Source organism: Nocardia sp. IFM 10818 (assembly GCF_054655275.1).
In genome coordinates this window covers 4,184,597-4,210,687 of the sequence record NZ_BAAHJH010000001.1, presented here as the reverse complement: position 1 = coordinate 4,210,687, position 26,091 = coordinate 4,184,597, and the positions used below count along the sequence as shown (strand labels likewise).

Below are 26,091 nucleotides of genomic sequence, written 5' to 3'. Positions count from 1 at the left end.
TGAGTATGTTCGGCCACGACCCGTGGTGGCTGGTGCTGGTCAAATCCCTCGGCATCTTCGTCTTCCTGCTGCTCACCCCCATGCTGGCGGTGTACGCGGAACGAAAGATCGTGGCCTACATGCAGATGCGCGTCGGCCCCAACCGGGTCGGGCCGCGCGGCTCGCTGCAGTCCATCGCCGACGGGGTCAAGATGCTCCTCAAGGAGGACATCGTCCCGGCCATCGTGGACAAGCCCATCTTCATTCTGGCGCCGGTCATTTCGCTCATCCCCGCGGTCATGGCGTTCGCGGTCATCCCGTTCGGGCCCGAGGTGTCGATGTTCGGGGAGCGCACGCCGCTGCAGCTGACCGATATGCCGGTGGGCGTGCTCTACATCCTGGCCATGGCCTCGGTCGGCGTGTACGGCATCGTGCTCGCGGGCTGGGCCTCCGGGTCCACGTACCCGCTGCTGGGCGGGCTGCGCTCCACCGCGCAGGTCATCTCCTACGAGATCGCCATGGCGCTGTGCTTCGCGGCGGTGTTCCTGCTCTCGGGCACCATGTCCACCTCCGGCATCGTGGCGGCGCAGGACGGAACCTGGTATGTGTTCCTGCTGCTGCCCTCGTTCCTCATCTACGCGGTGTCCATGGTCGGCGAGACCAACCGCGCCCCCTTCGACCTGCCCGAGGCCGAGGGCGAGCTGGTCGGCGGCTTCCACACCGAATACTCCTCGCTCAAGTTCGCCATGTTCATGATGGCCGAATACATCAACATGGCAACGGTTTCCGCGCTCGCCACCACGCTGTTCTTCGGCGGCTGGCACGCGCCGTTCCCGATCAGCCTGTGGGCCGGCGCCAACTCCGGCTGGTGGCCCATGCTGTGGTTCACCGCCAAGGTGTGGGCGTTCCTGTTCGTGTTCATCTGGCTGCGCGGCACGCTGCCGCGCATGCGCTACGACCAGTTCATGAACCTGGGCTGGAAGCTGCTCATCCCGGTCTCCCTCGCCTGGGTCATGTTCGTGGCCACCCTGCGGGTGCTGCAGAACGAGGGCATGAACGTGCAGACCCCGGGCATGGTGATCGGCGGAATCGTGGTGGCGCTGCTGCTGATCGGGCTGGTGCTCAAGGCCGGGCACGCCGGAGACGACCGCACCAAGGCCGCCCCGGACGCGGACGCGACCACCATGTACTCCGATTTCCCGGTGCCGCCCATGCCGTCCGAACCGGCGGCCACCGCGCCCAAACCCGGTCTGCTGGAACCGCTCGGCGGGTTCGCGGTCACCGCGGCCACCATGTTCAAAAAGCCCAATACCGAGCTGTACCCGGAGGTCAAGACGCCGACCGCGCCGCGCTATCACGGGCGGCACCAGCTCAACCGGCATCCCGACGGCCTGGAGAAGTGCATCGGCTGCGAGCTGTGCGCGTGGGCCTGCCCGGCCGACGCCATCTACGTCGAGGGCGCGGACAACACCGAGACCGAACGGTACTCCCCCGGTGAGCGGTACGGGCGGGTCTACCAGATCAACTATCTGCGCTGCATCGGCTGCGGCCTGTGCATCGAGGCCTGCCCCACCCGGGCGCTGACCATGACCAACGACTACGAGATGGCCGACGACAATCGCGCCGACCTCATTCTCGAGAAGAAGAACCTGCTCGCCCCCATGGAGCCGGGCATGCTCGCCCCGCCGCACGCCATGTACCCGGGCGCCGACGAAGGCTCCTACTACCGCGGCGAAGTCCCCGGCGCGCCCGGCGAACTCGCCGGAGCCGAAGGAGGGACCAAGTCGTGAGCACGGTCTACACGGTCGCGAATCAGGCCCAGCCGGCGCAGGAGCTGGTCACCCACACCGGCACCGGCGAGGCCGTCATGTTCTGGATCCTCGCCGTCGTCGCCGTGGTCGGGGCCCTCGGCATGGTGAGCGCGCGCAAGGCCGTGCACTCCGCGCTGTGCCTGGCCGCCACCATGATCACGCTGTCGGTGTTCTACATCGCCCAGAGCGCACTGTTTTTGGGCGTGGTGCAGATCGTCGTCTACACCGGCGCGGTCATGATGCTGTTCCTGTTCGTGCTCATGCTCGTCGGCGTCGACTCCGCGGAATCGCTCAAGGAGACCCTGCGCGGGCACCGGCTGGCGGTGCTCATCGTCGGCGTCGGCTTCGGCATGCTGCTCATCGCCGCCATCGCCCGCGGCATGGCCGCACCCAGCGTGGCCGACACCGGGCCGGGCCTGGGCGGCGACGACACCATCGGGGCGCTCGCGGAACTGATCTTCCTGCAATACATCTGGGCCTTCGAGCTCACCGGCGCGCTGCTCATCACCGCCACCATCGGGGCCATGGTGCTCGCGCACCGGGAACGGTTCGGGCCGCGCACCGATCAGCGCGCACTGTCCAAACAGCGCTTCCGCGACGGCAAACGGGTCACGCCGCTGCCCACGCCCGGCGTGTACGCCCGCCACAATGCCGTCGACGCGCCCGCCCGCCTGCCCGACGGCTCCTTCGAGGAGCTCTCGGTCAGCACCATCCTGCGGCACCGGCGCAACCGGGCGCACGAGGAAGCCGCGGTGCTGTCGGTGGGCAACGGCAATGGCAACGGTGACGCCCCGAACGGCAACGGCGGCAACGACTCCCACCCCGGCGGACACGTCAGGCCCGAAGGCGGCAGCCTGCGTAACCACGAAGGGCCCCGTGGCCGCCGACATGACACGGAAGGCTTGCGGTGAACCCGGACAATTACCTGTATCTCTCCGCCCTGCTCTTCACCATCGGCGCGGCCGGAGTGCTGGTGCGGCGCAATGCGATCGTCGTGTTCATGTGCATCGAGCTCATGCTCAATGCGGTGAACCTGGCCTTCGTCACCTTCGCCCGGCTGCACGGCAATCTCGACGGGCAGGTGTTCGCCTTCTTCACCATGGTGGTCGCCGCCGCCGAGGTCGTGGTCGGCCTGGCCATCATCATGACCATCTTCCGCGCCCGCCGCTCGACCTCGGTCGACGACGCCAACCTGCTGCGGTACTGACATGGATACCGCACAGATGATGCTGTGGCTGCTGCCCGCCCTGCCCCTCGGCGGGGCCGTGATCCTGCTGCTGCTCGGCAAATACAGCGATAAATGGGGGCACGTCCTCGGGTGCGCGATGGCGCTGGCGTCCTTCGGGGTCGCGGTGTGGGCGTTCTCCGAGATGCTCGGACGCGCCGACGCCGCACGCGCGGTGCACTACAACCTGTTCAGCTGGGTGCCCGTCACCGGGCTGGAGGTCGACTTCGCACTGCAGATCGATCAGCTGTCGATGTGCTTCGCGCTGCTGATCACCGGCGTCGGTTCGCTCATCCACATCTATTCGGTCGGCTACATGTCGCACGATCCGGATCGGCGGCGGTTCTTCGCCTACCTCAACCTGTTCCTGGCGGCCATGCTCGTGCTCGTGCTGGCCGACAACTTCCTGGTGCTCTACCTGGGCTGGGAAGGCGTGGGCCTGGCGTCGTACCTGCTGATCGGGTTCTGGTATCAGAAGCCTTCGGCCGCAACGGCGGCCAAGAAGGCGTTCATCGTCAACCGGGTCGGCGACATGGGACTGGCCATCGCCCTGATGGTCATGTTCGCCACCTTCGGGTCGGTGGACTTCCAGACCGTGTTCGGGGCCGCCGATCAGGCCGGCAGCGGAACCCTCACGGCCATCGGGCTTCTGCTGCTGCTCGGCGCGTGCGGTAAATCCGCGCAGGTGCCGCTGCAGTCCTGGCTCGGGGACGCCATGGAGGGTCCGACCCCGGTGTCGGCGCTCATCCACGCGGCCACCATGGTCACCGCGGGGGTGTACCTGATCGCGCGGTCGAACCCGATCTTCGATCTCGCGCCCGGCGCGCAGGCCGCGGTCATGGCGGTCGGCGCGGTCACCCTGCTCTACGGCGCGATCATCGGCTGCGCCAAGGACGACATCAAGAAGGCCCTCGCCGCCTCGACCATGAGCCAGATCGGGTACATGATCCTGGCCGCCGGCCTCGGACCGGTCGGGTACGCCGCGGCCATCATGCACCTGCTCACGCACGGCTTCTTCAAGGCCGGACTGTTCCTCGGCGCGGGCTCGGTCATGCACGCCATGAACGACGAAACCGATATGCGCCGCTACGGCGGACTGCGCAAGCTGCTGCCGATCACCTACGTCACCTTCGGATTCGGGTATCTGGCCATCCTCGGGGTGCCGCCGTTCGCGGGCTTCTTCTCCAAGGACCGCATTATCGAAGCCGCGTTCGCGCACGGCGGATTCGGCGGCATCGTCACCGGATTGGCGGCGCTGGCCGGTGCGGGCATCACCGCCTTCTACATGACCCGCGTCATGCTGTTCACCTTCTTCGGCGAACGCCGCTGGAAGGAAGGCACCCATCCGCACGAGGCGCCCGCCTCCATGACCGGGCCGATGATCCTGCTCGCCATCGGCTCCGTCGCCTCCGGTGCGCTGCTGGCCTACGGTTCGGCGCTGCAGAATTGGCTCGAACCCGTCGTCGGCTCCCACCACGGCGAACCGATCATCCCGGTGTGGGCCATCACCTTCTTCGCCCTGGCCGTCGTGGCCGCCGGCGTGTGGGTGGCCTACGACCAGTACGCCCACCACGAGATCCCCAAGGTCGCCCTCGCGGGCACCCCGCTCACCGCGGCCGCCCGCAAGGATCTCTACGGCGACGACTTCAACGAGGCCGCGTTCATGCGCCCGGGCCAGCATCTGACCCGCTCGCTGGTGTTCGTCGACAATCGCGGCATCGACGGCCTGGTCAACACCACCGCCGCGGTCATCGGCGGCCTGTCGGGCCGAATCCGCCGCGTGCAAACCGGTTTCGTGCGCTCCTACGCCCTGTCCATGTTCACCGGCGCGGCCCTGGTGGCCGCTGCCCTGCTGGCGGTGAGGTTGTTTTGAGTGACTTTCCCTGGCTGACAACGCTGTGGGCGGTTCCGCTGGCCGGAGCCGCGCTGGTGCTGCTGTTCCCGGCGAACTGGCGGACCGCGGCGCGCTCGTTCGCGCTGGCGGTCTCGCTGGGCACGCTCGGGGTCGGGATCTGGCTCGCCATCGAATTCGCACCCGGCGGCGAGCAGTACCAGTTCGTCGAATCACACCAGTGGATCCCGGCCTTCGGCGCCGGCTACACCCTCGGGCTCGACGGCATCGCGCTGGTGCTGGTGCTGCTCACCGCGGGCCTGGTGCCGCTGCTCATCCTCGCCGGCTGGCAGGACGAGCGCGAGGTCGGCTCCGGGCGGCGGGTCGCGCACTACTACATGGCGCTGACCCTGGTCGTCGAGGCCATGGTGCTGATCTCGTTCGTGGCCTTGGACATTCTGCTGTTCTACGTGTTCTTCGAGGTCATGCTCATCCCGATGTACTTCCTCATCGGCGGGTTCGGCCCGCGCACCGAGGATCTGGCCATCCGGGCGCAGCGCTCGCGCGCGGCGGTGAAATTCCTGCTGTACAACCTGTTCGGCGGGCTCATCATGCTGGCCGCGGTCATCGGGCTCTACGTGCTCACCGCGCGCGAGGGCCTCGGCACGAACGGCAACGGCACCTTCGACTTCCGGGCCGTCATGGAGGCCGCCAACTCCGGGCAGCTCGGCGCAGGACCGGTGGTGCTCAACGCGCTGTTCCTCGGATTCATGTTCGCCTTCGCGGTGAAAGCGCCGCTGTGGCCGCTGCACACCTGGCTGCCCGATGCGGCCGTGGCCGCCACCCCGGCGAGCGCGGTGCTCATGATGGCCGTCGTCGACAAGGTCGGCACCTTCGGCATGCTGCGCTACTGCCTGCTGCTGTTCCCGGATTCCTCGTCCTACTACGCGCCGGTGATCAGCGTGCTCGCGGTGATCGGCATCATCTACGGCGCGCTGCTGGCCATCGGGCAGACCGATGTCATGCGGCTCATCGCCTACACCTCGATCTCGCACTTCGGATTCATCATCCTGGGCATCTTCGCGCTCACCACCCAGGGCGGGACCGGGGCCACGCTGTACATGGTCAACCACGGCATCTCCACCGCGGCGCTGTTCCTCATCGCCGGATTCCTGGTCTCGCGCCGGGGGACCCGGCTCATCGCCGACTACGGCGGAGTGCAGAAGGTCGCGCCGGTACTGGCGGGGACGTTCTTCATCGCCGGTCTGGCCACGCTGTCACTGCCCGGACTGGCGCCGTTCGTCAGCGAATTCCTGGTGCTGATCGGCACTTTCACCCGCTACCCGGTCGCGGCCGTCTTCGCCGCGTCGGCGCTGGTGCTGGCCGCGCTGTACGTGCTGTGGATGTACCAGCGCATGATGACCGGACCGGTCAAGCCCGGCAACGAACGGCTCTACGACCTGCTGCCGCGCGAACTCGTCGTGGTCGTGCCGTTGATCGGGGCGCTGCTGTTCCTCGGCTTCTACCCGAAACCGGTGCTGGACACCATCGATCCGGCCGTCGCCCACACCCTCACCACCATCGGCCAGCACGATCCGGCGCCCGCCGTCACGCCCGAAGCAGCCCAGACGCACACCGGAGGTGCGCACAAATGAGTGGACCCCTGCTCCACGCCGCCGCCGCCGATCTGCGGCTCGCCGCAGCGGTGCCCGCGCCGTCGATCGAATACCGTGCGCTCTCGCCCCTGCTCATCGTGTTCGGGGTCGCGGTGGCCGCGGTCCTGGTGGAAGCGTTCGCGCCCAGGCGATCCCGCTACATCGTGCAGTTGATCCTCGCGCTCGGCGGCATGGGTGTCGCGCTCGGCGCGGTCATCGGACTGCGCGGCACCACCGCCACCGCGGTCGTGGGCGCGGTCGCCATCGACGGGGTGACGCTGTTCCTGCAGGGCACCATCCTCGTGGTGTCCATCCTCGGAGTGCTGTTCATCGCCGAACGCCGCGCGGACCGCATGCCGATCCGCCGCGAAGGACCGGGCACCTGGAGCCTGACCGCCGCGCGCGGGGTGGACGCCTTCACCCCGCAGGCGGCGGCCACCCCGGGCAGCTCCGACGAAATCGCCGCCACCCGAGCCGGAGTCACCACCACCGAGGTCTTCCCGCTCACCCTGTTCGCGGTCGCCGGGCTCATGCTCTTCCCGGCCTCCAACGACCTGCTCACCATGTTCATCGCCCTGGAAGTGCTGTCGCTGCCGCTGTATCTGCTGTGCGGCCTGGCCCGGCGGCGCCGGCTGCTGTCACAGGAAGCGGCGCTGAAGTACTTTCTGCTGGGCGCGTTCTCCTCGGCGTTCTTCCTCTACGGCATGGCGCTGCTCTACGGCTACGCCGGCACCGTCCGCTTCTCCGGCATCGCCGACGCCGTCGCCCGCGACACCACCGAATCGCACACCCTCGCCATCCTCGGCGTGGCCATGCTCGCCGTCGGCCTGCTCTTCAAAATCGGTGCCGTGCCGTTCCAGTCGTGGGTCCCCGACGTCTACCAGGGCGCGCCCACACCGGTGACCGCCTTCATGGCGGCCGCGACCAAGATCGCTGCAGTCGGTGCATTGCTGCGCATCCTGTACATCGCGGTCCCCGGCCTGCGCGACGACTGGCGTCCCATCCTCGCCGCCGTCGCCATCGCCACCATGGTGGTCGGCGCGGTGCTGGCCATCACCCAAACCGACATGAAGCGCATGCTCGCGTATTCCTCTGTCGCCCACGCCGGTTTCATCCTCACCGCCCTGGTCGCAGCCAACGACGCCGGCGTCTCCTCCACCCTGTTCTATCTCGCCGTCTACGGCCTCGGCACCCTCGGCGCCTTCGCCGTGGTCAGCCTGGTCCGCGACGAAAACGGCGACGAGGCAACCACACTCCCGGCCTGGGCCGGCATGGGCCGCCGCTCCCCCTGGCTCGCCTGCATCTTCTCCCTCTTCCTGCTCTCCATGGCCGGCATCCCCCTGACCAGCGGCTTCATCGCCAAATTCGCCGTCTTCGAAGCCGCCTCCTCCGGCGGTGCCGTCCCCTTGGTCATCGTCGGCGTCATCACCAGCGCCATCGCCGCCTTCTTCTACATCCGCGTCATCGTCCTCATGTTCTTCACCGATCCCCCCACCACCCCGCCCACCCTCGTCTACCCCACCCTCACCACCACCGTCATCGCCCTCACCGCCGCCGCCACCCTGGTCCTCGGCATCTTCCCCCAACCCCTGCTCGATCTCGCCGACAAAGCCGCCACCTTCACCCGCTGACCGCGCCCACCCGAACAGGCCCACCGCCCCCTGCGGTGGGCCTGTCCCATATCACCATCACCGCGAAGCCGGACGCGGTCGGAATCACCGGACCGCACGTCTCGGGACGGTCGATATGCGAGACTGGCGCCGTGCAGCCCAAGCGTAGGGTTCACTTTGTGGGCAGTCTGCCCGCACAGTTGGACAGTCCCGAGAAGGCTATGGCGTTCGCTGTCGACACAGCCGGTGAATTCCTCGATGGCATGGTTCCGGGTTGTGAAGCCGATCCGTATCGCGCCCAGTGGTACGTCAGACCCATCATCGACCGGCTCGGCGGGATCCCGGCGCTGGCGCCGGTGCGCCGCGGTGATTGGTCCACGCTGCGTTCCCGCGACACCTTTCGGCTGCGGGCCGGCCGATCGCTGGCCGAGGCCGATATCGACGCCGCGCTCGGCTATGCGCAGGAGGCCGTGCGCGCCGGGGACGCGCTGGTTCGCCGGCACCGAACCGATCCCGGACTGCGCTTGCAGGTCGGTATACCGACACCTTTCGTCATCGGTTTCATCGCCTTCGAGGCGCGCATGCTCGTGTGGCGTCGAGGCTTTCCCTACTACCGCCCGCTTGTCGACGCCACGGTGCGGGAGATCGTCCGTATCCAGGAGGCGTTGCGGGACAACGTCGTATTCCAACTCGAATTGGCAGCCGAGACGCTGCTCTGCGCGGGGACACCCGCGCTGCTGCGGCAGGGACCGGCCACCGCGGCGGGTCGAGCGATCGCACGCCTGGTCGCCCGGGCCCCCCATGATTCCCGATTCGGCGTGCACCTGTGCTACGGGAGCCTCGACGACAAACCGGTCGTGCGACCGAGGTCGACGGCCCCGGTTGTCGCGCTGGCCAACGCGATAGCGCGACACTGGCCCGCGGGAAGGCAGCTCGAGTTCGTCCACCTGCCCATCGGCGACGGCACGCAGGCGCCGGTTCGGCCGCGGTACTACGCGCCGCTGACACGCCTCGAATTGCCTGCCACCACGCGTGTCATCGCCGGACTCGCCCATCCGGAGCAACCGCTCGCGCAGGCACGACAGGCGCTGGCGGCGGCGGAGTCGGCCTACGGCGGCCGGTTGGACGTCGCGGCCCCCTGCGGTCTGGGCCGTTACGCGACCGTCGACCGGGCACGGTCCGCGGTGGCGCAGGCGGTCGCCTTGGCCGAGACGGATCCGGGCCCGACCCGCGACAGCGGCGGGGAGTAATACCTGTCGGCCTGTTGTGGCGTGTCGAATCATGTTGCGCCGGAACGGCGTACGCCGATGGCTCGACCGGGATGGCGATTCGCGCACACCCGGCGTAGCGGTCGGCTACGGTTACATCCGTGGCCGAAGGTGCAGAAGGACCTGCGTCGGAGCTTAGACGGAAACCGGACTCGCTCGACCCCGAAGAGGTGAGTTCCGCCCGGTTGTACGACTACTTGCTGGGCGGGAAGGACAATTACCAGACCGACCGGGAGATGGCCGGTCGAATGCTCTCTCGCGTACCCGAACTCAAGACCTTGGTCTGGTTCACCCGGGGTTTCCTGCTGAAAGCGGTCGAGATGGCCGCTCATGCCGGTATCCGTCAGTTCCTCGATCTCGGCTCGGGGATCCCGGTCTCGCCCAGCGTGCACGAGACGGCTCGCGAGATCGAGCCATCGGCGCGGGTGGTGTATGTCGACTACGACCCGGTCGTGGTCACCCACTGCGACGCGCTGCTAGCCGGGCCGCCCGGAGTCGCCGCACTGATGGGCGACATTCGTTGTCCCGATGACATTCTCGATCAACTCAGCGACCGCGCTCTGATCGATTTCAACGAGCCGGTAGCCGTCATACTCTCCGGCGTGCTGCATTACGTGATGGACGACGAACGCCCCGCCGAGATCGTCGCCGCCTTCCGTGATCAATTGGCACCGGGTAGTTACCTGGCGATCAGTCATGGGTCCTCCGAGTCCGATCCAGAGATACTCCGGGTGCTCACCGGCACCGACAACACTCCGGCCCAGGTCACCTTTCGGTCCACGGCGCAGACGCAGGCATTCCTTGCCGGCTTCGAGTTGTTCGAACCCGGCGTGGTGCCGGTTCAGCAGTGGCTCCGCCCCGGCTTGCCGGACACGCGGATGGTCATGCTCGGCGCTATCGGCCGCAAACCCTGAGGAAACGGCTGTGAGCGCGAGTATTCTTTGATGCGCCAATTTGTTGTTGGCCGCCTGCACATTCGAGCGTGCATCAGGCGCTGTCCCAGTTGATCAGAGGATGAAGAGATGAAGTCCTTCAATATTGTCGCTGGTGTCGTGTCGTCGATCATGACGGTCGCTGTGGCCTCGACCGGCGCCTCGGTTGTCAATGCCCCTACCGCATTTGCCGCGCCCGGCAATTTCCTTATCACCAAAGACGTTCCCACCGTGGCCGATCTCCAGGAGCAGGTCGTGTTCCTGATCGAAACGCCCGGCGTCTCCGACGAGGCCAAAGCGGCCAATATGGAAGGCGGTATGGGGGCGGTCCCGGTCGCGAACGCCCTCTACAACACCGGTATGTTCCGGGCTCCGTACGGATCCAATGAGATCAGCGGTCCGGAAACCCACGACGGCGACGTGCACACCGCGATGCTGCGCACCAAGTCGGTGGGGCGGCCGGATATCACCGCGCGCGTGGTCTGGAAGCGTATCGACGGAGTCTGGAAGCTCTCCAACAGCTCTGTGTGCGAGGGCATCAAGGCCGTGGGACTGTCGATGTCCTGCAACTTCTGATCAGCTCCGGGCACCGTGATCGATATTCGTGATCTCACCCTGAGCTACCCGGGCGTGACCGTCCTGGAAGTCCCCGAACTCACCGTGGCAGACGGGGCGGTCACCTACCTGATCGGTCTCAACGGCACCGGCAAGACCACGCTGCTGCGGTGTATCTGCGGCCTCGTCGCGCCCGCCGCTGGGACCGTCCGGGTCGACGGCACCCTTGTCCGCGCCCATCACACCACCGCTGCCACGCTCGGAATGCACCTCGACTACCGAGCGTTCGACCCGCGCCACACCGCACGCCGGCATTTGCGCTGGATCGCTCGTGCCCGCGGCATCCCCACCGGCCGGGTCGGCGAGGTGCTCGAGATCGTCGATCTGGTCCCGGTCGCCGATCGCAGACTCGGGCACTATTCGCTCGGCATGCTCCAACGCGTCGGCATCGCCGCCGCACTGCTCTGCGAGCCTCGGACCCTGCTGCTCGACGAGCCGCTCAACGGCCTCGACATCGCGGGTATCCGCTGGATACGCGAATTGCTGCGCGACCTGGCCGATGCCGGGACCTGTGTCCTGGTCGCCACGCACCTGCTCGACGAGGTCGAACGCAATGCCGACCACATCGTCATCCTCGGCAACCGGCGTATTCTGGCCGACCAGCCTTTCGCCCACCTCATGAGCACGCTGGGGCCCGACGAGACCGGCCTCGAAGACGCCTACGTGCGAATTGCCGGGCTGCCCACCCGCCTCGCGTCCGGCGCGGCCTCATGAACAGCCCCGCTGCGGCCACCCTCCTCTGCCGCGGCATCGCCGCCGAATGGACCCGCACCACCGGGCGCAGTTTCCTGTGGACCGTTGCCGTGCCGCTCACCTTCGTCCTGCCGCTGGTCGTCACCTTCGCAATCGCCGCCGTCGCAGAACGACTCGCCACTCTGCCCGGACAGCGTTTCGTAGCCCCGGTATCCACCGTCAACTCCGTGTACTGGGTGATGACCTTTTCCGTCTCGGTCATGATGGTCACCGCTGCCTACGCCCACGGCACCCAGCGACGCGGTCGGACCAGCGATCTCAACACCTTCCTGTTCCCCCGGCTCTGGACGGCCGCGCTGGCCCGGTGGATCTACTACGGCGCCATCGCGGCGATATCGACACTCGTGCTGCTCATCGTCGTGATGGTCACACTGCCCCTGCAGTTCCCTGAACTCTATGGGGGCGTGGACATCACCGACTCGGCCGGTGTCCGGTTCCTCTGGACCGTCCCGGTCTACGCGTTCGCCGCATGCGGGGTGGGCATCGCGGTCGGGTCGCTGATTCGCGCGCCGTCCGCCGCCGTCGCCGTTCTCCTGTTCTGGGTCTATGTAGCCGAGAGCGCCATGAATCTGCTCCCCCACGGATTCACCCTGCAGGCCTACGCCCCGTTCCTCAACGCCGTCGCCGCGACAGGCCAGCAAGTCGCTTTCGTCCCCCGCTTCGGCCGCACCGGATCGCTGCTCTACTTCATCCTCGTCGCCGCCACCCTTTTCGTCGCCGCAGCCGTGCTGCCCCTCCTCATTCGCCGCATATCCGGGCATCGTAGGACGGCACCCACCGAATCAGGCAAAAGCTAGCCGCGGTCACCGGCCCGGTGACCGCGGCGCCGATTGTTCACGCGACGGCGGGACGAACCTCCAGCGGAAGCCTTCTCAGCCCGGGGATGGGCCCCATCACCCGCGGGAGCTTCTTGGTCGAGACCGGCCGGAACTCCCACTGCGACAGCAGACTGTGCAGAGTCGTCTGCAGTACCACCCACGCGAAATTTCGACCGACACACATCTGATTGCCCATGCTGAACGGAACGAAGCTCCGGTTTTTCGACCCAGGGTTCGACGGCGACCACCGATCGGGATCAAAGGTATTCGGCTCGGCGAAAATACGAGGGTTGTAGTGGACCGCCGCAATGCTGTATCCGATATCGGTTCCGGCGGGAAATGTGAATCCATCGAGTTCGACTGTCGTGACACTGCGTCTGGTCTGCAGTATCGGCGAATGGATTCGCGTGACCTCGTTCAGGAAACAATTCAGGTAGTCGAGCTGATCGAGTTTTCGGGGGTCGAGTCCTTCCGCGTCCAAGATCTCGTGCCGCAGTGTCGAAGCCACCTCCGGACGCTGGGACAACTCGTACAGCGCCCAGCTCAGCGTGGCGGTCAAGGCGTCGATTCCGCCGAAGAGGATCGTCACGGCCTGCTCCGCCAGGAACTTGTCGCTACGGTTTTCGCCCCCAGGCGAATTCAGCAGGATATCGATCAGGTCGTTCCGGCGCTCACCGCTGCGCCGGCGCGCCACGATCAGCTCCCGGCAATAGTCCCGCAGTCGCGTGCCGGCCGACAGGAATTTGCGGTTCACCGGCAAGGGCAGGCTCGCCAGTCGCTTCGGCAGCACACTGCCCACTATGGCGCCCGCGCCTATGCTCTCGATCAGGCCCGAGATGAGTTGCAGCTCGCCGGCATCGGGCTCGTGCGAGAACATGGACTCGAGCAGGTCGGTAATCACCAGATCCAACAGCGCGGAACGGGTCTCGACAATCTGGCCCGGTCGCCATGAACTCGCCAGCGCATCCGCGTTACGCTTCGAGATCGGCGCGTAGCCTTCCAACTCCGCTCGATGAAACGCTGGTTGCACCAGACGACGAATATCCTTGTGCTGCTGACCATCCGCGACGATCAGCGATTCCTCGAAAATGAGCCGGATGCGTTCGAAGAGAAGGCCTCGCTCGTAGGCGTCGGAGTTCTCTACCAACATCTTGTGGAGTAGTTGGAAATCGGTAACGACGTAGACAACGCGAGTGCCGATATCGACCCGAACTATTTTTCCGACGCCAGCCAGATCCGCCATGAACTGGACCGGATCACGCCGCATTCTCCAGCCGTGTCCGAGAATCGGCACACGCCCTGGTCCGCACGGGACGTCACGAAGATTCACTACATGCTGCCCTTCTTCTGCCCTGGCCGCCCCGCTACGCGAAGCGGTCCTCCGATCAAGTCGATCATGGCCAACTCCTGGATCAGCGCGTCGGAAATGAGCTCCTGGCAACTCTCGACAGACCTGCCTCGATCCCGAACCTCCCCGATCGTCCGCGCTGGGACTCCGGCAATAGGGTGACAACCGAGCCGGGTCACCGAGGCCTGTCATTCATCAACACACCACGTTAGTCGGGATTGTGTACCGACCACCACCGTTTGCCGAAACGCCAACGACCCGAGCGTCGTTCACCGTAGCGGCCACCCTTGCCGCCGGTTACCGATGAGGAAGCCGGGCGGGCGGTGAACGGTGGTCCGATCGCGGAGAGCGGCGTCTGAACGGAGACGGGGCCTCGGTTGATTCGGCGGGGGTGCGCTGGCGTGTTCCTGGGCGCGGTCGTGTGAGAAGGTGGGGCTTCACTCGTGGATTCGGTGCTGCCGGAGTCGGTTACGGGTGGTGAAGGACCCGATGGAGGAGAGTTTTGGTGGAAGCGGCGTTCGATGTGGCCGGGCTGGTGGGGCATCGTTACCGGACGGACGACTACTACGAGGTGGGGCGGGAGAAGATCCGGGAGTATGCGCGGGCGGTGCAGGATTTTCATCCGGTGCACTGGAGTGAGGCGGCCGCGGGTGAACTCGGGTATGCCGGGCTGGTTGCGCCGACCACGTTCATTTCGACCGCCGCGATGCTGGCCAATCGCCGGCTGCTGGATACGGTCATGGCCGGTTACGACACGTTCGTGCAGACCGATCAGGTTTTCGAGGTGTACAAGCCGGTGGTGACCGGTGATCGGTTGGTCAGCGATGTGGAGCTGTCCTCGGTGCGCCGGATTGCGGGCAGGGATCTGCTCACCATCACCAACACCTTCACCGATCAGACCGGTGACATCGTGCAGATCATGCACACCACCGTCGTGGGCATCACCGACGCCGATGTCGATGCCGGCATCAGCGACACGATCGAGCGCGTCATCATGACCGGGCTCGATACGGCTTCGCGGGCCGCGGCCGCATCAGCCGATGTGGAAGCCGTGGCGCCGGCAGCAACGGATTCCCTACCCGCCGCACGTCTTTCGCCGATCTCGCGCACGCGTAACCCGCGCACCGCGCTCCGATTCGAGGACCTGACCGTCGGCGACGAGCTGTCCGCCCGTTCGGTGCGCCTGACCCGCGGCGACCTGGTCAACTACGCCGGAGTCTCCGGTGACGTGAACCCGATCCACTGGCACGACCGGATCGCCGCCCTCGCGGGCCTGCCGGATGTCATCGCCCACGGCATGCTCACCATGGGCCTGGGCGCGGGATTCGTCACCGCGTGGCTGGGCGACCCGACCGCGCTCACCCGCTACGGGGTCCGCCTGTCGAACTACACGGTCATCGAATCCGACTCCCCCGGAATCGTGGAATTCACCGGCCGCATCAAGTCCCTCGACCCCGACACCAGAACGGCTGTCGTCGTCATCACCGCGAAATCCGCCGGCCGCAAGATCTTCGGCCTCGCCACCGCGGACGTCCGCCTCGCCTGACCTCCGCCCGGAGGTGGCAGGTGCGGCGGTATCTCCGCGGGATGCCGACATCGCGCGCCTGACGCAGCGGACCCGTCAGGCGGCGAAGACCGTGCGGACGATCGACTCGTCGCCGTCGATCTCGACCAGCCCGAAGGCGAGGGCGTCGCCGAGAGTGAGGGCGCCGGCGGAGAGGGCGAGGACGTAGGCCGGATCGGTGCGGACGATGGCGTCGAGGTCGCCGCCATCGTGCGGGCCGACCTCGAAACCGGCTGGTACAGCGCGGAGTTGGAGGAGCGGGCCGCCGATCTCGAGGCCGATCGTGGCCGAGGGGCGGGGTTCGACGCGGGTACCGAGCAGAGCGGGGACCGCGAGGGCGAGCCACTCGGGGCGGAAGGCGTCACCTTCGGGGCCGCGCACCATCAGCGGGGTGGACCAGCGGATCAGACTTTCGATCGGCCCGCGCAGGTCGGCGCCCCACGGCGTGAGGGCGTATTCGACCACGCTGCCCGCGCCGGCCAGTCGGCGCTCGACCACGCCCGCGGATTCGAGGTCGCGGAGGCGGTCGGCGAGCAGATTGGTGGCGATGCCGGGCAGGCCGTCGATCAGGTCGCGGTAGCGGGCGGGGGCGATGAGGAGCTGCCGGACGATGAGCAGGTTCCAGCGATCGCCGACGACTTCGAGGGATCGGGCGAGCCCGCAGTATTGGCCGTAACCGCGCATCATTTCCTTCTGCTTGATATTCTCAAGTCCACTTGAAAGGCTCAAGTCTACCGCAGGACCGAGGCGAGAGGGGAACGCCATGGCCGATACCACCGAGAGCGTGCGACCCGACTGGGTCGACGACGAACTGTTCCCGTTCGAGAGTCGTTTCGCCGAGATCGACGGGCACAGCGTGCACTACGTCGACGAGGGTTCCGGACCCACACTGCTGTTCCTGCACGGCAACCCGACCTGGTCGTTCCTCTGGCGCGATGTGATCCGGGCGCTACGTCACGACTTCCGGTGCATCGCCCTCGATTACCCGGGCTTCGGGCTGTCGACGCCGAAGCCCGGGTACCGCTATCTGCCCGAGGAGCACGCCGACGTGGTCACCGGGTTCGTCGACGCGCTCGGCCTCGACGGGATCACCCTGGTCGGGCAGGACTGGGGCGGGGTGATCGGGCTGGCCACCGCGCAGCGGCGGCCGGGCGTCTTCGACCGGCTGGTGCTCGCCAATACCTGGGCTTGGCCGACCAATGGCGTCCTCCACTTCGAGGCGTTCTCCCACCTCATCGGAAATCCCGCGAGCCGGTTCCTGGTCCGGCGGACCAACCTGCTCGTCAACGCGTTCATCCCCACCGGGCACCGACGGCGGACGCCGGCCGCGGCCGAGATGATCCACTACCGGCGGGCACTGGACACCCCCGAGCGGCGTCAAGCCTCCGCCGTACTGCCCCATCGGCTCCTCGCCAGCCGGGCCTTCTTCGCCGAAGTCGAGGCCGGCCTTCCCGATCTCGCTCACCTGCCGACACTGATCGTGTGGGGCGACGCCGACATCGCCTTCCGCCCGCAGGAGCGCGAGCGCCTGGAAGCGACCTTCCCCGACCACAAGACCGTGATCGTCGAGGGCGCGGGCACCTATGTGGAGTCCGACGCGCCCGAGGAGTTCGTCGCCGCAGTGCGCGACTGGGCAGCGACGCAGCGCTGATCCACCCTCCGAATGTGCCCGCCCTGCCCGGCAGAGCGGGCACATGTGCATCTAGAGCAGCAATGCACGGTATGCCAGGCTGGGTAGGCATGGGAGGAAAACATCTGGCCCGCTGGGGAATGCTCGCGTTGCTCTCGGTGCTGCCCGCGTGCGGCAGCCCCGCCGCCCCGCCCCCGGCCGGACCCGGACCGGACACCGTGCCCGGCAGCGTGACTGCCGATCTCGGCGCGGACTTCACCCTCGCCACCGGCGCGACGGCCCACCTCGACGACGACCGCCTCACCGTGCTGTTCCGCGGAGTATCCAATGACAGCCGTTGCCCGGAGGAACCCGACATCCGGTGCGTATGGGAAGGCGATGCGACAATCGCGCTGACGGTGACGAGCAATGGCACGGCCGCCGAGCACGACCTGAATGTCCAGCCCCCGGCCGACGAACTCGCGGTCGACAGCTACCGCATTCACCTGGTGGCATTGCGGCCCGGCGGATCCATCGAGACCATCCCGCAGTCGGAATACCGGGTGGATCTTCGGGTTTCGCGCGCCTGAGTCAGCCGCGCAGCCGCGCATTGAGCCGGGCGGCCCGGCGGGTGAGATGGTCGCGTTCGGGCAGCGTGGTCGCCGCGCGAGCGGCCTCGCTGTAGAGCCGCGCCGCGGTCGAGGTGTCGCCCGCGCGCTCGTGCAGGTAGGCCGCGGCGGCGGTGTGACGCGGCAGCGCGGGATCGAGTTCGGCCAGCGCGGCCAGACCTGCCCGCGGCCCGTCGGCCTCCCCGACCGCGACGGCGCGATTGAGCCGCGCCACGGGATTGCCGGTCAGCCGCAGCAATTCGTCGTACCACTCGACGATCTGCACCCAGTCGGTCTCCTCGGCGGTACGAGCATCGGCGTGCAGCGCGGCAATGGCGGCCTGAGCCTGGAACTCCCCCAAGCGATCCCGGGCCAGCGCCGCCTGCAGAATGTCGACGCCCTCGGCGATCAGCCGGGTGTCCCACAGCCCGCGGTCCTGCTCGGCGAGCGGCACCAGGCTGCCGTCGGGCCGGGTGCGGGCCGGGCGGCGGGCATGATGCAGCAGCATGAGCGCGAGCAGACCCGCCACCTCCTCGTGCTTGATCTGCGCCGCCAGCTCCCGGGTCAGCCGGATCGCCTCGGCCGCCAGATCGATATCGCCGGAATAGCCTTCGTTGAACGCGAGATAGAGCACCCGCAGCACCGTGGCGACATCACCGGGCTGGTCGAACCGCACCTGTGCGACGGTCCGCTTGGCCCGGCTGATGCGCTGCGCCATGGTCGCTTCCGGCACCAGGTAGGCCTGCGCGATCTGTCTGGTGGTCAGACCGCCGACCGCCCGCAAGGTCAGCGCGACCGCCGAGGCCGGCGTCAACGAAGGATGCGCGCACAGGAAATACAACTGCAGCGTGTCGTCGACCCCCTCGCTCGGACCGGGCGCGGGCTCGGCGTCCACGAGTTCCTCGCGCTGTCGCCGTGCGCTGTCGGCGCGGGCGGCGTCGAGGAACTTGCGCCAGGCCACGGCGACCAACCAGCCCTTGGCATCGCGCGGCGGCTGCTGCGGCCACACTCGCACGGCCTCGATCAGGGCTTCCTGCACGGCATCCTCGGCCGCCGCGAAATCGGCTCCGCGGCGGACGAGGATCCCGATCACCGTGGGGGTGAGGGACCGCAGCAGGGTCTCGTCCACCGTGGCTCACTCGGTGACGGTCGGCGCCGCGGTGTAGAACGGGCGCAGTTCGAGCCACTCGTGAATCGGCTTGCCGCCCGCGCCCGGCGCCGCGGACAGCTCACCGGCCAGTGCCACGGCGCGTTCGTAGCTGTCGACATCGATGATCATCCAGCCGGCGATCAGATCCTTGGTCTCGGCGAACGGGCCGTCGGTGACCGGCGGGCGGCCCTCCCCGTCGTAGCGGACGAAGGCGCCCTCCGGGGCCAGCGCCTGCTCGCTGACGTACTCGCCGGTGGCTTCGAGCCGGGTGGCGAAATCGCGCATGTACTGGATGTGCGCCGAGATCTCCTCGGGCGTCCACTGATCCATCGGCACGTCGTTGACCGCGGCCGGGGCGCCGCGGTAGTGCTTGAGCAACAGGTACTTGGCCATGATGTTCTCCTCTGTGCGGTACGGCCCGTGCGGCCGTATTCACCCCGGGGACGAAGCCACGACCGGGTTCTCGACATCCACCGCTCGAAATTTTCTCGAGGATTTCCGTCAGGCGGTCGGACGCAGGTTGCTCAGCACCCGGATGGCATCCGACAGCGGGATCAGCCGGTCGGGTTGCTCGGCGGCCAAACCCATTTCGATGTACTGGCGAATGAGCATGGACGCCGTGACGCAGTGATCGGCCGCCACCTCCCGCACCCGGTCGCGCATATCCTTGGGCAGCTTGAGCGAGGTGGTGACCATGCCCTGCTCGATCTCCGCGGAACTCGGCGGCAGAGCAGGCATTTCGGGCGCGTCGGTGAAGACGAGCGAGTCGAGGAACTTGCGGGGGTCCTCGCCGGAGATCGGATCGTGCATTGTGCTCATTGGTGTGCCTCCCATGCGGTGAACTCCTCGAGCTGGCGTGGTTCCATCGGCACCGCCATCAGAATCTGCCACTTCTCGGACGATCGCAGCGGTCGCAGAATCACGACAATGGCCCGGCCCTCCTCGGTGCGGCCCCAGACGGTGAGCACCGGTAGCCCGTCCCGCGTGGTCGCCGCGCGCGGCCACCGATGCGGGGAGTACAGCACCTCCATCACTTCCCAGGCCGCGACGTCCGACCATTTCAGGTAGTGGTCACTGCCGATCCACCATTCGAACTCCACGATCTGCGACCATAATACCTCGGTATTACCTCCGGGTGAGATTCGGTTCTCCGATTCCGGCGGCGAGCGATGAATTCCGCAGACCGGCGCCGTCTGCATTGCAGACGACTCGAATCCGGAGGTGACGTATGTCCAAGATCTTGTCGATGGCGCCGGCGGTGCTGCTGGAAGGGCTGGCGCTCGGGGAGTCCCCGCGCTGGCACGACGGGCGGCTGTGGCTCTCGGATTGGCTCACGGGCGAAATCATGTCCGTCGACGAGGACGGGAACCGGCGAGTCGAACTGACCATGGACGGCATGCCCTTCTGTTTCGACTGGCTGCCCGACGGACGCCTGCTGGTCCTGTCGAACGCCGGGGAACCGACACTGCTGCGCCGCGAACACGACGGCTCGCTGACCGTCCATGCCGAACTCGACGACCTCTCCGAATACCCGTGGAACGAGATCGTGGTCGATTCCCGCGGCAACGCCTACATCAACTGCATCGGGTTCGACATGATGGGCGGCGCCGAACCGCAGCCCGGCATGATCGCGGTCGTCCTGCCCGATGGCCGGGCCTACCCCGTCGCCGAGGGGCTGCGCTTTCCCAACGGCATGGCCATCACCCCCGACGGCGCGACCCTCATCGTCGCCGAGTCCTACGCGAAATGCCTGACCGCCTTCGACATCGGCGACAATGGCGCCCTCACCGACCGCCGCATCTGGGCAGACGTCGACGGCTACCCCGACGGCATCTGCGTCGACGCCGAGAGCGCGGTCTGGTGCGCCGCCATGGAACGCTGCCTGCGCGTGCGCGAAGGCGGCGAGGTCCTCGCCGAGGTCCCCCTCGACCGCAGCCCGTTCGCCTGCATGCTCGGCGGGGCCGACGGCCGCACCCTGTTCGTGGTCGCCGCGGAATGGAAAGGCGCCGAAGGCATGTCCGAGCACGACCGCACCGGACAGGTGCTCTCCGTGCAGGCTCCGGCGCCGCACGCCGGGCGTCCCTAGCCCAGGCGGGCCTGGATGCCGTCGAGGAGGAAGTCGAGGCCGGTGCGGAAGGTTTGGTCGGGGTCGAGGTGGGCGGCGTCGCGGATGACGGTGGCCAGGGCCGGAAATCGGCCGGTGGCGAAGGTGCGTTCGAGGTAGGGGCCGAAGGCGGCCTGCCATTGCCGCTGGTCCATGCCGGTGGCCCGTTCGGCGCGGCGTTCGGTGATCTCCCGGCGGACCGCGCCGATGACGTAGGCGGTGACCGCGTCGACGATCGGCATGACGGCGTCCACGTCGAGGTCGGCCATCGCGGACACCACGGCCTCGCCCCTGGCCAGGGCGTGCGGGCCGAGCTGGGGTCGGCCGCCGATCAGGTCGGCGAGCCATTCGTGCCGATGGACGGCCTGACGGGTGGTTTCGGCGAGGGATCTCAGCGCTTCGCGCCAACTGTCTCCGGCCGGGCGGATCTCGGCGTAGACGGCATCGACCATCAGGTCGAGCAGTTCGTCCTTGGTGGCGATGTAGCCGTAGAGGCGCATCGGCCCGACGTCGAGGGCGGCGGCGACCTTGCGCAGCGATACCGCATCCAGGCCGTGCGCATCGGCCAGTTCGATCGCCGCTCGGACGATGCGCTCCCGGTTCAGCGGGGCGGGCGCCGGTCGATCCGGCGGCTCCGGCCGTTCCCACACCAACATGCCGCCGACGATACATCGCATGCCGCGATACAGTGTATTGGCAAATACGGTGTATCGAAGGAGAGTCATGGACATCGCGATCGTCGGAGCCGGACCGGGCGGCCTGGCCCTGGCCCGGATACTGCACGTGAACGGCATCGACGCCGTCGTCTACGAACGCGAACTCGCGCGCGACGCGCGTGGGCAGGGCGGCATGCTCGATATCCATTCCGGGCAGGAGGCGCTGCGGGCGGCCGGCCTGATCGATCAATTCCATGCGATCGCCCGCGGCGAAGGGCAGGACATGCGCCTGCTGGAGCCGGACGGCACCTTGCTGCTGCGGGAGGACACCCCCGCGGACGCCCCGCTCGCGCGACCCGAGGTCGACCGTGCCGATCTGCGCGACCTGCTACTGGATTCCCTGCCCGACGGCATGGTGCGCTGGGGGCGCGCGTTCGCATCCGCCCAGAACGGCCTGCTGCACTTCGCCGATGGCGGCACGGCGACCTGTGACCTGCTGGTCGGCGCGGACGGTGCGCAGTCCCGGGTCCGCGCGCTGCTCACCGACGCCCGCCCGGTGCATATCGGCCAGAATGTCGTCGAGGTCGGCATTCCCGACATCGACCGCACCCATCCGGACCTCGCGGCGATGGTCGGGCGCGGCAGTTACTGGGTGCTCGGCAATGGCGTGTCCCTCGCGGCGCAGCGCAATGGCGATGGCCGGGTGCGCATCGGCGTCAGTTTCTACCACACCGGCGAGGATTGGTTCGCCGCCAGTGGAATCCCGTTCGACGACCCGGCCGCCGCCCGGGCGCGGCTGATCGAGCTGCTCTCCGGCTGGGACCCGCGGTTCACCGCGCTGATCGCGGCCTGCGACGACGCGATCGTGCCGCGCGCGATCACCACGCTGCCGGTCGGCCTGACCTGGCCGCCGACCCCGGGTGTCACGCTGGTCGGCGATGCCGCGCACCTGATGCCGCCGGTGGGTGAGGGCGCCAATATGGCCCTGCTCGACGGCGCGGTGCTCGGGCTCGCGCTGGCCGCGCACCCGCACGACTTGCCCACTGCCGTCGAGGAATACGAACGCGAGATGTTCGAACGCACCGGCGCGGCCGCCCGGATGTCGGCGGACTTGCAGGAATTGCTGATGTCACCCGACGCAGCCCGGAGAATGCTCGAGTTCTTCCAACCGGGCTGAAGTGTCCCCCGGCGGCCTCGCGCCCTAGAACTCATCTCCGATCTGCAGGACGTCCCGCAGACGCTTGGCGAACACGTCCGGGTGCTCCATGAACCCGGTGTGCCCGCCGGGAAACAGCACGGGCTCGATATCCAGCAGCGCGCCCAGCGCCCGCGACGTGCGGTCGCAGAACTGGCCGGCGGAGCTGTCGCCGATGCCGATCACCAGGCGAGTCGCGGCGGCCCGCAACGCAATTCGTAGTAGAGAACGCCATCGGGGACCGTCAGGGTCCCGGTGCTGACGGGGGCGGTCGAGGTCATGGGCACTCCCGGTGATCGAACGGCACGGCACCACTTCCGACGGTACCCGCGCCGAGAAATCATCGGTGTCCGCCACAGTGGTCAGTTTCCTTGCGCCGGAGGGTGATCGGCGGCAGGCCGGCGTCTCCGGCGGCACCGCCGACCGCGACGTGCAGGTCGCGAGCAGCTGCGTGCACGCACTTGTAGGCGGGTCCCGCACGGGTTCCCGAACCTATGTATATTAGGTTTCAGCCTAATCAACTTAGGAAGGAGGCGGATGGCGCCCCGTGCAGGACTCACCGCCGAGCGGATCACGCGTGTGGCCGCCGAGCTGGCCGATGACATCGGGTTCGACAACGTCACGCTGGCGGCGGTGGCCAAGAAGTTCGGCGTGAAGGACCCGAGCCTGTACTCCCATGTGCGCAATGTGCGGGATCTGCGCACGCGGGTGGCGCTGCTGGCGACCGGGGAGATGGCGGATCGGATTGCGGCGGCGGTGGCGGGGCGGTCGGGGAAGGATGCGCTGATCGCGTTCGCGAACGCGTATCGGGACTACGCGCGCGAGTTTCCGGGGCGGTATGCCGCGAGCCAGAGTGGAATCGATCCGGCCGCGGCCGCCGATTCGCCTGCCGCGCAGCGCAGTATCGAGTTGACCGCGGCCATGTTGCGGGCCTATGACCTGCACGAGGCCGCCATGATCGACGCGAGCCGGTTGCTGCGCAGCACTTTTCACGGGTACGCCACGCTCGAGACGAGCGGCGGGTTCGCGCATTCGCGGGCCACCGACAGCTCGTGGCCCCGCATTCTCGATGCCCTGCATCTGCTGTTGCTGCAGTGGCCGAACAGTCAGGAGGACCGATGAGACACGATTATCTGCGGGTGCCCGGCGCGCGCCTGTTCTACGAGGTGCGGGGCAACGGGCCGCTGCTGTTGCTGCTGCCGGGCGGCGGGGGTGATGCGGCGGTGTTCGATCCGATCGCCGATGCGCTCGCCGAACGGTTCACCGTGGTATCGCTGGATCCGCGCGGGTACTCGCACAGCACTCTCGACGACGGGCCGCAGGATCAGCGCGTGGATGTGCAGAGTGATGACGCCTATCAGCTGATCGCCACGCTCACCGATGAACCGGCGTATGTGTTCGGCGGCAGCAGCGGCGCGATCGTCGCGCTGGATCTGCTGGCCCGGCATCCGGAAAGCGTGCACCGCCTGGTCGCCCACGAACCGCCGTGCTTCGCGGTCCTGCCCGATGCCGAGGCGCAGTCGGCGTTCGTCGAGGAGGTGTACACCCTGTTCCGCACCGCGGGACCCGGCGCGGCGGGCGCGCGGTTCCTCGAGGGCATCGGCGGCACCATGAAGCCCATGCCCGACCCGGCCGGCCTTCCGCCTCGCGCTGCGGCCATGATCGGCCGCTTGCTGGCCAATGGCCCGCTCATGATGGAACACGAACTGCGGCAGTTCACCTCCTACAGTCCCGATATCGAAGCGCTGCGCCCGGTCGCCGATCGCCTGGTTCTGGCCTCGGGCCGCGAGACCGGCGCCCAGCTGCCCGCGCGCCCGGCCGCGGTGCTCGCCGCCGAGCTGGGCCTGGCGGTGACCGAATTCCCGGGCGGCCACAGCGGTTTCACCGATGAGCCCGCGGCGTTCGCCGGGCAGCTCATCACCTCGCTGCTCTCCCCCGTGCCTTCCTGACCCGTCGAGACCGGCTCGGTTGCGCCGGTGTCGGCGGGTGCGCTGTTAGCGTCCGGGAATGATCAATGGAGCGCACCTGATCATCTCCGCCACCGATGCCGGGGCCGCTCGGGCCTTCTTCCGGGATGTGCTCGAGCTGCCCAACGTCGACGCCAACGACGGCTGGTTGATCTTCAAATCGCCACCGGCCGAGCTGGCGGTGCATCCGTCGGGGCCCGGCGAGAGCGGCCGGGCCGAGCTCTATTTCATGTGCGACGACCTCGAGGCCACCGTGGCGCGGCTGCGCGCCACGGGCGTGGAATTCACCGCCGAGGTCACGGATGCGGGCTGGGGGCTGCTCACCTACCTGCGGGTGCCGGGGGCCGGTGCGGTGGGTTTGTATCAGCCGCGTCATGACACCGCCCATGACCTGCCCTGATTCATTGTGATCTTGTCAGGATTGCGGCCGATCTCGTTCTAGCCGTTGATTTTTCGTGTATTCCTGAACGTGGGTGGCCGGTGGGGCCGCACGGGTGACGGGATGCGACATGATCGTGGTGACGGGTGCGACCGGCAATGTCGGGGCGGAGCTGGCGCAGACGCTGGCGGGCGGGGGCGAGCCGGTGCGGGCGCTGGTTCGCGATCCACGGCGCGCCGAGCTGCCGCCCGGTGTCGAGGCGGTCGCGGCGGATCTGACCGCGCCCGATGCCCTCGCCCCGCTCTTCGACGGCGTGCGGGCGCTGTTCCTGCTGCCCGGATATCCGGGCGTGGCGCAGGCGGCGGCGAAGGCGGGTGTCGAGCACATCGTGCAGCTGTCGGGGGTGTCGGCGGGCACCGGGGATAGGACCAATGCCGTCACCCGCTACATGGCGGAATCCGAGCAGGAAGTCACCGAATCCGGTGCGGCGTGGACGATTCTGCGGCCGTGCGCCTTCGATTCCAATGCCCTGCGCTGGCTGCCGCAGCTCGCCGCCGGTGATGTCGTGCGGGTCCCGTTCCCGCAGGTGCGCACCGCCTGCCTGGATCCCTACGATCTGGCGGCCGTGGCCGCGCACGCCTTCCGCGAGGAGGCATTGCGCGGTGAGATCCTGTGGCCCACCGGGCCGGAGGCCTTGCGGCCCCTGGATCAGGTGGTCATCCTCGCCCAGGTGCTCGGCCGCGAGCTGCGCGCGGTGAGCCTCACCGATGCCGAGGCCCGCGCCGAGATGCTGCAGACCACGCCGGTCGAGTACGTCGACGCCTTCTTCGATTTCTATGTCGACGGCGCCATCGACGAGTCCATTGTGCGCCCCACCGTCGAGCAGATCACCGGCCGCGCCCCGCGCACCTTCGCACAGTGGGCCACCGTTCACGCCGACGCCTTCCGCCAGGGCGGGACCGACCGGTAGGTCACCGCCCGCAGCCACCACGCGCTCGCCCGGAGCTGCACGGC

At 67.9% G+C, this 26,091-nt stretch carries 28 protein-coding genes; 20 read left to right on the top strand and 8 right to left on the bottom strand.

The features are described from left to right. Positions 1–5 precede the first annotated feature (5 nt). The 11 genes from nuoH to ACYQ5L_RS19235 all read left to right on the top strand — a co-directional run bounded on the left by nuoH (position 6) and on the right by ACYQ5L_RS19235 (position 12,476). The gene (gene nuoH, locus ACYQ5L_RS19285) at positions 6–1,769 is read left to right on the top strand and encodes an NADH-quinone oxidoreductase subunit NuoH (protein ID WP_459963475.1); all 1,764 of its coding nucleotides are present in this window, start codon (positions 6–8) and stop codon (positions 1,767–1,769) included. Continuing rightward, a complete protein-coding gene (locus tag ACYQ5L_RS19280) occupies positions 1,766–2,701 on the top strand; it encodes an NADH-quinone oxidoreductase subunit J (RefSeq protein ID WP_459959079.1) in 936 nt (311 codons plus the stop codon). Before nuoH ends, ACYQ5L_RS19280 begins: the two co-directional genes overlap by 4 nt. Continuing rightward, positions 2,698–2,997, top strand: coding sequence for an NADH-quinone oxidoreductase subunit NuoK (gene nuoK / locus ACYQ5L_RS19275; protein ID WP_067538598.1), 300 nt, complete (start codon positions 2,698–2,700; stop codon positions 2,995–2,997). Before ACYQ5L_RS19280 ends, nuoK begins: the two co-directional genes overlap by 4 nt. A 19-nt stretch (positions 2,998–3,016) precedes the next feature. Then, entirely contained in the window at positions 3,017–4,888 is a 1,872-nt protein-coding gene (gene nuoL / locus ACYQ5L_RS19270) for an NADH-quinone oxidoreductase subunit L (RefSeq protein ID WP_459963474.1), read from the top strand. Further along, the gene (locus tag ACYQ5L_RS19265; protein ID WP_459959078.1) at positions 4,885–6,501 is read left to right on the top strand and encodes an NADH-quinone oxidoreductase subunit M; all 1,617 of its coding nucleotides are present in this window, start codon (positions 4,885–4,887) and stop codon (positions 6,499–6,501) included. The genes nuoL and ACYQ5L_RS19265 overlap by 4 nt, the downstream gene beginning before the upstream one ends. Then, positions 6,498–8,132 (top strand): NADH-quinone oxidoreductase subunit NuoN, encoded by a 1,635-nt coding sequence (gene nuoN / locus ACYQ5L_RS19260; RefSeq protein WP_459959077.1) that lies wholly within the window; start codon positions 6,498–6,500, stop codon positions 8,130–8,132. Before ACYQ5L_RS19265 ends, nuoN begins: the two co-directional genes overlap by 4 nt. Before the next feature lie 200 nt (positions 8,133–8,332). Continuing rightward, entirely contained in the window at positions 8,333–9,361 is a 1,029-nt protein-coding gene (locus tag ACYQ5L_RS19255; RefSeq protein WP_459959076.1) for a hypothetical protein, read from the top strand. A 119-nt stretch (positions 9,362–9,480) separates the two neighbouring features. Then, positions 9,481–10,293 (top strand): SAM-dependent methyltransferase, encoded by an 813-nt coding sequence (locus ACYQ5L_RS19250; protein WP_459959075.1) that lies wholly within the window; start codon positions 9,481–9,483, stop codon positions 10,291–10,293. A 108-nt stretch (positions 10,294–10,401) separates the two neighbouring features. After that, entirely contained in the window at positions 10,402–10,887 is a 486-nt protein-coding gene (locus tag ACYQ5L_RS19245; protein WP_459959074.1) for an MTB12 C-terminal domain-containing protein, read from the top strand. A gap of 15 nt (positions 10,888–10,902) precedes the next feature. Then, positions 10,903–11,640 (top strand): ABC transporter ATP-binding protein, encoded by a 738-nt coding sequence (locus ACYQ5L_RS19240; protein ID WP_459959073.1) that lies wholly within the window; start codon positions 10,903–10,905, stop codon positions 11,638–11,640. Beyond that, complete coding sequence (locus ACYQ5L_RS19235; protein WP_459959072.1) at positions 11,637–12,476, top strand: ABC transporter permease; 840 nt, start codon at positions 11,637–11,639, stop codon at positions 12,474–12,476. The genes ACYQ5L_RS19240 and ACYQ5L_RS19235 overlap by 4 nt, the downstream gene beginning before the upstream one ends. A gap of 37 nt (positions 12,477–12,513) precedes the next feature. Here ACYQ5L_RS19235 and ACYQ5L_RS19230 read toward each other — a convergent pair whose 3' ends face one another. Next, positions 12,514–14,037, bottom strand: coding sequence for a cytochrome P450 (locus ACYQ5L_RS19230; protein WP_459959071.1), 1,524 nt, complete (start codon positions 14,035–14,037; stop codon positions 12,514–12,516). A gap of 310 nt (positions 14,038–14,347) precedes the next feature. On the opposite strand from ACYQ5L_RS19230, the gene ACYQ5L_RS19225 reads away from it, so the two are divergent. Further along, positions 14,348–15,391: a fused (3R)-hydroxyacyl-ACP dehydratase subunits HadA/HadB gene (locus ACYQ5L_RS19225; protein ID WP_459959070.1), complete on the top strand. Its 1,044-nt coding sequence runs from the start codon at positions 14,348–14,350 to the stop codon at positions 15,389–15,391. A gap of 75 nt (positions 15,392–15,466) precedes the next feature. Here the strand turns inward: ACYQ5L_RS19225 and ACYQ5L_RS19220 are convergent, their stop codons facing one another. Beyond that, the gene (locus ACYQ5L_RS19220; protein ID WP_459963473.1) at positions 15,467–16,093 is read right to left on the bottom strand and encodes a winged helix-turn-helix transcriptional regulator; all 627 of its coding nucleotides are present in this window, start codon (positions 16,091–16,093) and stop codon (positions 15,467–15,469) included. A gap of 79 nt (positions 16,094–16,172) precedes the next feature. Here ACYQ5L_RS19220 and ACYQ5L_RS19215 point away from each other — a divergent pair, with 79 nt between their 5' ends. Continuing rightward, positions 16,173–17,060, top strand: a complete 888-nt coding sequence (locus ACYQ5L_RS19215; RefSeq protein ID WP_459959069.1) for an alpha/beta fold hydrolase — start codon at positions 16,173–16,175, stop codon at positions 17,058–17,060. Between the two features lie 89 nt (positions 17,061–17,149). Next, positions 17,150–17,608 carry a hypothetical protein gene (locus ACYQ5L_RS19210; protein WP_459959068.1) on the top strand — a complete coding sequence of 153 codons (459 nt, stop codon included), beginning with the start codon at positions 17,150–17,152 and terminating at the stop codon, positions 17,606–17,608. 1 nt (position 17,609) lies between these two features. Here ACYQ5L_RS19210 and ACYQ5L_RS19205 read toward each other — a convergent pair whose 3' ends face one another. The 4 genes from ACYQ5L_RS19205 to ACYQ5L_RS19190 all read right to left on the bottom strand — a co-directional run bounded on the left by ACYQ5L_RS19205 (position 17,610) and on the right by ACYQ5L_RS19190 (position 19,876). After that, positions 17,610–18,755 carry an RNA polymerase sigma factor gene (locus tag ACYQ5L_RS19205; protein WP_459959067.1) on the bottom strand — a complete coding sequence of 382 codons (1,146 nt, stop codon included), beginning with the start codon at positions 18,753–18,755 and terminating at the stop codon, positions 17,610–17,612. Positions 18,756–18,761: 6 nt separating this feature from the next. Then, complete coding sequence (locus tag ACYQ5L_RS19200) at positions 18,762–19,169, bottom strand: YciI family protein (protein WP_459959066.1); 408 nt, start codon at positions 19,167–19,169, stop codon at positions 18,762–18,764. 108 nt (positions 19,170–19,277) lie between these two features. Continuing rightward, entirely contained in the window at positions 19,278–19,595 is a 318-nt protein-coding gene (locus ACYQ5L_RS19195) for a CYTH domain-containing protein (protein WP_459959065.1), read from the bottom strand. Next, on the bottom strand, positions 19,592–19,876 hold the full coding sequence (locus ACYQ5L_RS19190; protein WP_379204309.1) for a hypothetical protein: 285 nt from the start codon (positions 19,874–19,876) through the stop codon (positions 19,592–19,594). The genes ACYQ5L_RS19195 and ACYQ5L_RS19190 overlap by 4 nt, the downstream gene beginning before the upstream one ends. A 128-nt stretch (positions 19,877–20,004) precedes the next feature. Here ACYQ5L_RS19190 and ACYQ5L_RS19185 point away from each other — a divergent pair, with 128 nt between their 5' ends. Beyond that, positions 20,005–20,862, top strand: a complete 858-nt coding sequence (locus ACYQ5L_RS19185) for an SMP-30/gluconolactonase/LRE family protein (protein ID WP_459959064.1) — start codon at positions 20,005–20,007, stop codon at positions 20,860–20,862. Here ACYQ5L_RS19185 and ACYQ5L_RS19180 read toward each other — a convergent pair. Next, the gene (locus ACYQ5L_RS19180) at positions 20,859–21,536 is read right to left on the bottom strand and encodes a TetR/AcrR family transcriptional regulator (RefSeq protein ID WP_459959063.1); all 678 of its coding nucleotides are present in this window, start codon (positions 21,534–21,536) and stop codon (positions 20,859–20,861) included. The genes ACYQ5L_RS19185 and ACYQ5L_RS19180 overlap by 4 nt on opposite strands. A 67-nt stretch (positions 21,537–21,603) precedes the next feature. Here ACYQ5L_RS19180 and ACYQ5L_RS19175 point away from each other — a divergent pair, with 67 nt between their 5' ends. Further along, positions 21,604–22,713 carry an FAD-dependent oxidoreductase gene (locus ACYQ5L_RS19175; protein WP_459959062.1) on the top strand — a complete coding sequence of 370 codons (1,110 nt, stop codon included), beginning with the start codon at positions 21,604–21,606 and terminating at the stop codon, positions 22,711–22,713. Positions 22,714–22,737: 24 nt separating this feature from the next. On the opposite strand, the gene ACYQ5L_RS19170 is transcribed toward ACYQ5L_RS19175, so the two are convergent. Continuing rightward, on the bottom strand, positions 22,738–23,088 hold the full coding sequence (locus ACYQ5L_RS19170; RefSeq protein ID WP_459959061.1) for a hypothetical protein: 351 nt from the start codon (positions 23,086–23,088) through the stop codon (positions 22,738–22,740). A 180-nt stretch (positions 23,089–23,268) separates the two neighbouring features. On the opposite strand from ACYQ5L_RS19170, the gene ACYQ5L_RS19165 reads away from it, so the two are divergent. The 4 genes from ACYQ5L_RS19165 to ACYQ5L_RS19150 all read left to right on the top strand — a co-directional run bounded on the left by ACYQ5L_RS19165 (position 23,269) and on the right by ACYQ5L_RS19150 (position 26,047). Beyond that, positions 23,269–23,853, top strand: coding sequence for a TetR/AcrR family transcriptional regulator (locus tag ACYQ5L_RS19165; RefSeq protein ID WP_459959060.1), 585 nt, complete (start codon positions 23,269–23,271; stop codon positions 23,851–23,853). Next, on the top strand, positions 23,850–24,680 hold the full coding sequence (locus ACYQ5L_RS19160; protein WP_459959059.1) for an alpha/beta fold hydrolase: 831 nt from the start codon (positions 23,850–23,852) through the stop codon (positions 24,678–24,680). The genes ACYQ5L_RS19165 and ACYQ5L_RS19160 overlap by 4 nt, the downstream gene beginning before the upstream one ends. 58 nt (positions 24,681–24,738) lie before the next feature. Beyond that, on the top strand, positions 24,739–25,098 hold the full coding sequence (locus tag ACYQ5L_RS19155; RefSeq protein ID WP_459959058.1) for a VOC family protein: 360 nt from the start codon (positions 24,739–24,741) through the stop codon (positions 25,096–25,098). A 109-nt stretch (positions 25,099–25,207) separates the two neighbouring features. Next, the gene (locus tag ACYQ5L_RS19150; protein ID WP_459959057.1) at positions 25,208–26,047 is read left to right on the top strand and encodes an NAD(P)H-binding protein; all 840 of its coding nucleotides are present in this window, start codon (positions 25,208–25,210) and stop codon (positions 26,045–26,047) included. Positions 26,048–26,091: the final 44 nt, after the last annotated feature.

Excerpts from the sequence above, each read along its gene's own strand:
- nuoH (WP_459963475.1), top strand. The coding sequence starts at position 6 with ATGTTCGGCCACGACCCGTGGTGGCTGGTGCTGGTCAAATCCCTCGGC.
- nuoL (WP_459963474.1), top strand. The coding sequence starts at position 3,017 with ATGCTGTGGCTGCTGCCCGCCCTGCCCCTCGGCGGGGCCGTGATCCTG.
- nuoN (WP_459959077.1), top strand. The coding sequence starts at position 6,498 with ATGAGTGGACCCCTGCTCCACGCCGCCGCCGCCGATCTGCGGCTCGCC.
- ACYQ5L_RS19255 (WP_459959076.1), top strand. The coding sequence starts at position 8,333 with ATGGCGTTCGCTGTCGACACAGCCGGTGAATTCCTCGATGGCATGGTT.
- ACYQ5L_RS19245 (WP_459959074.1), top strand. The coding sequence starts at position 10,402 with ATGAAGTCCTTCAATATTGTCGCTGGTGTCGTGTCGTCGATCATGACG.
- ACYQ5L_RS19235 (WP_459959072.1), top strand. The coding sequence starts at position 11,637 with ATGAACAGCCCCGCTGCGGCCACCCTCCTCTGCCGCGGCATCGCCGCC.
- ACYQ5L_RS19230 (WP_459959071.1), bottom strand. The coding sequence starts at position 14,037 with ATGACAGGCCTCGGTGACCCGGCTCGGTTGTCACCCTATTGCCGGAGT.
- ACYQ5L_RS19220 (WP_459963473.1), bottom strand. The coding sequence starts at position 16,093 with ATGCGCGGTTACGGCCAATACTGCGGGCTCGCCCGATCCCTCGAAGTC.
- ACYQ5L_RS19215 (WP_459959069.1), top strand. The coding sequence starts at position 16,173 with ATGGCCGATACCACCGAGAGCGTGCGACCCGACTGGGTCGACGACGAA.
- ACYQ5L_RS19210 (WP_459959068.1), top strand. The coding sequence starts at position 17,150 with ATGGGAGGAAAACATCTGGCCCGCTGGGGAATGCTCGCGTTGCTCTCG.
- ACYQ5L_RS19200 (WP_459959066.1), bottom strand. The coding sequence starts at position 19,169 with ATGGCCAAGTACCTGTTGCTCAAGCACTACCGCGGCGCCCCGGCCGCG.
- ACYQ5L_RS19195 (WP_459959065.1), bottom strand. The coding sequence starts at position 19,595 with ATGAGCACAATGCACGATCCGATCTCCGGCGAGGACCCCCGCAAGTTC.
- ACYQ5L_RS19185 (WP_459959064.1), top strand. The coding sequence starts at position 20,005 with ATGTCCAAGATCTTGTCGATGGCGCCGGCGGTGCTGCTGGAAGGGCTG.
- ACYQ5L_RS19180 (WP_459959063.1), bottom strand. The coding sequence starts at position 21,536 with ATGTTGGTGTGGGAACGGCCGGAGCCGCCGGATCGACCGGCGCCCGCC.
- ACYQ5L_RS19175 (WP_459959062.1), top strand. The coding sequence starts at position 21,604 with ATGGACATCGCGATCGTCGGAGCCGGACCGGGCGGCCTGGCCCTGGCC.
- ACYQ5L_RS19165 (WP_459959060.1), top strand. The coding sequence starts at position 23,269 with ATGGCGCCCCGTGCAGGACTCACCGCCGAGCGGATCACGCGTGTGGCC.
- ACYQ5L_RS19160 (WP_459959059.1), top strand. The coding sequence starts at position 23,850 with ATGAGACACGATTATCTGCGGGTGCCCGGCGCGCGCCTGTTCTACGAG.
- ACYQ5L_RS19155 (WP_459959058.1), top strand. The coding sequence starts at position 24,739 with ATGATCAATGGAGCGCACCTGATCATCTCCGCCACCGATGCCGGGGCC.
- ACYQ5L_RS19150 (WP_459959057.1), top strand. The coding sequence starts at position 25,208 with ATGATCGTGGTGACGGGTGCGACCGGCAATGTCGGGGCGGAGCTGGCG.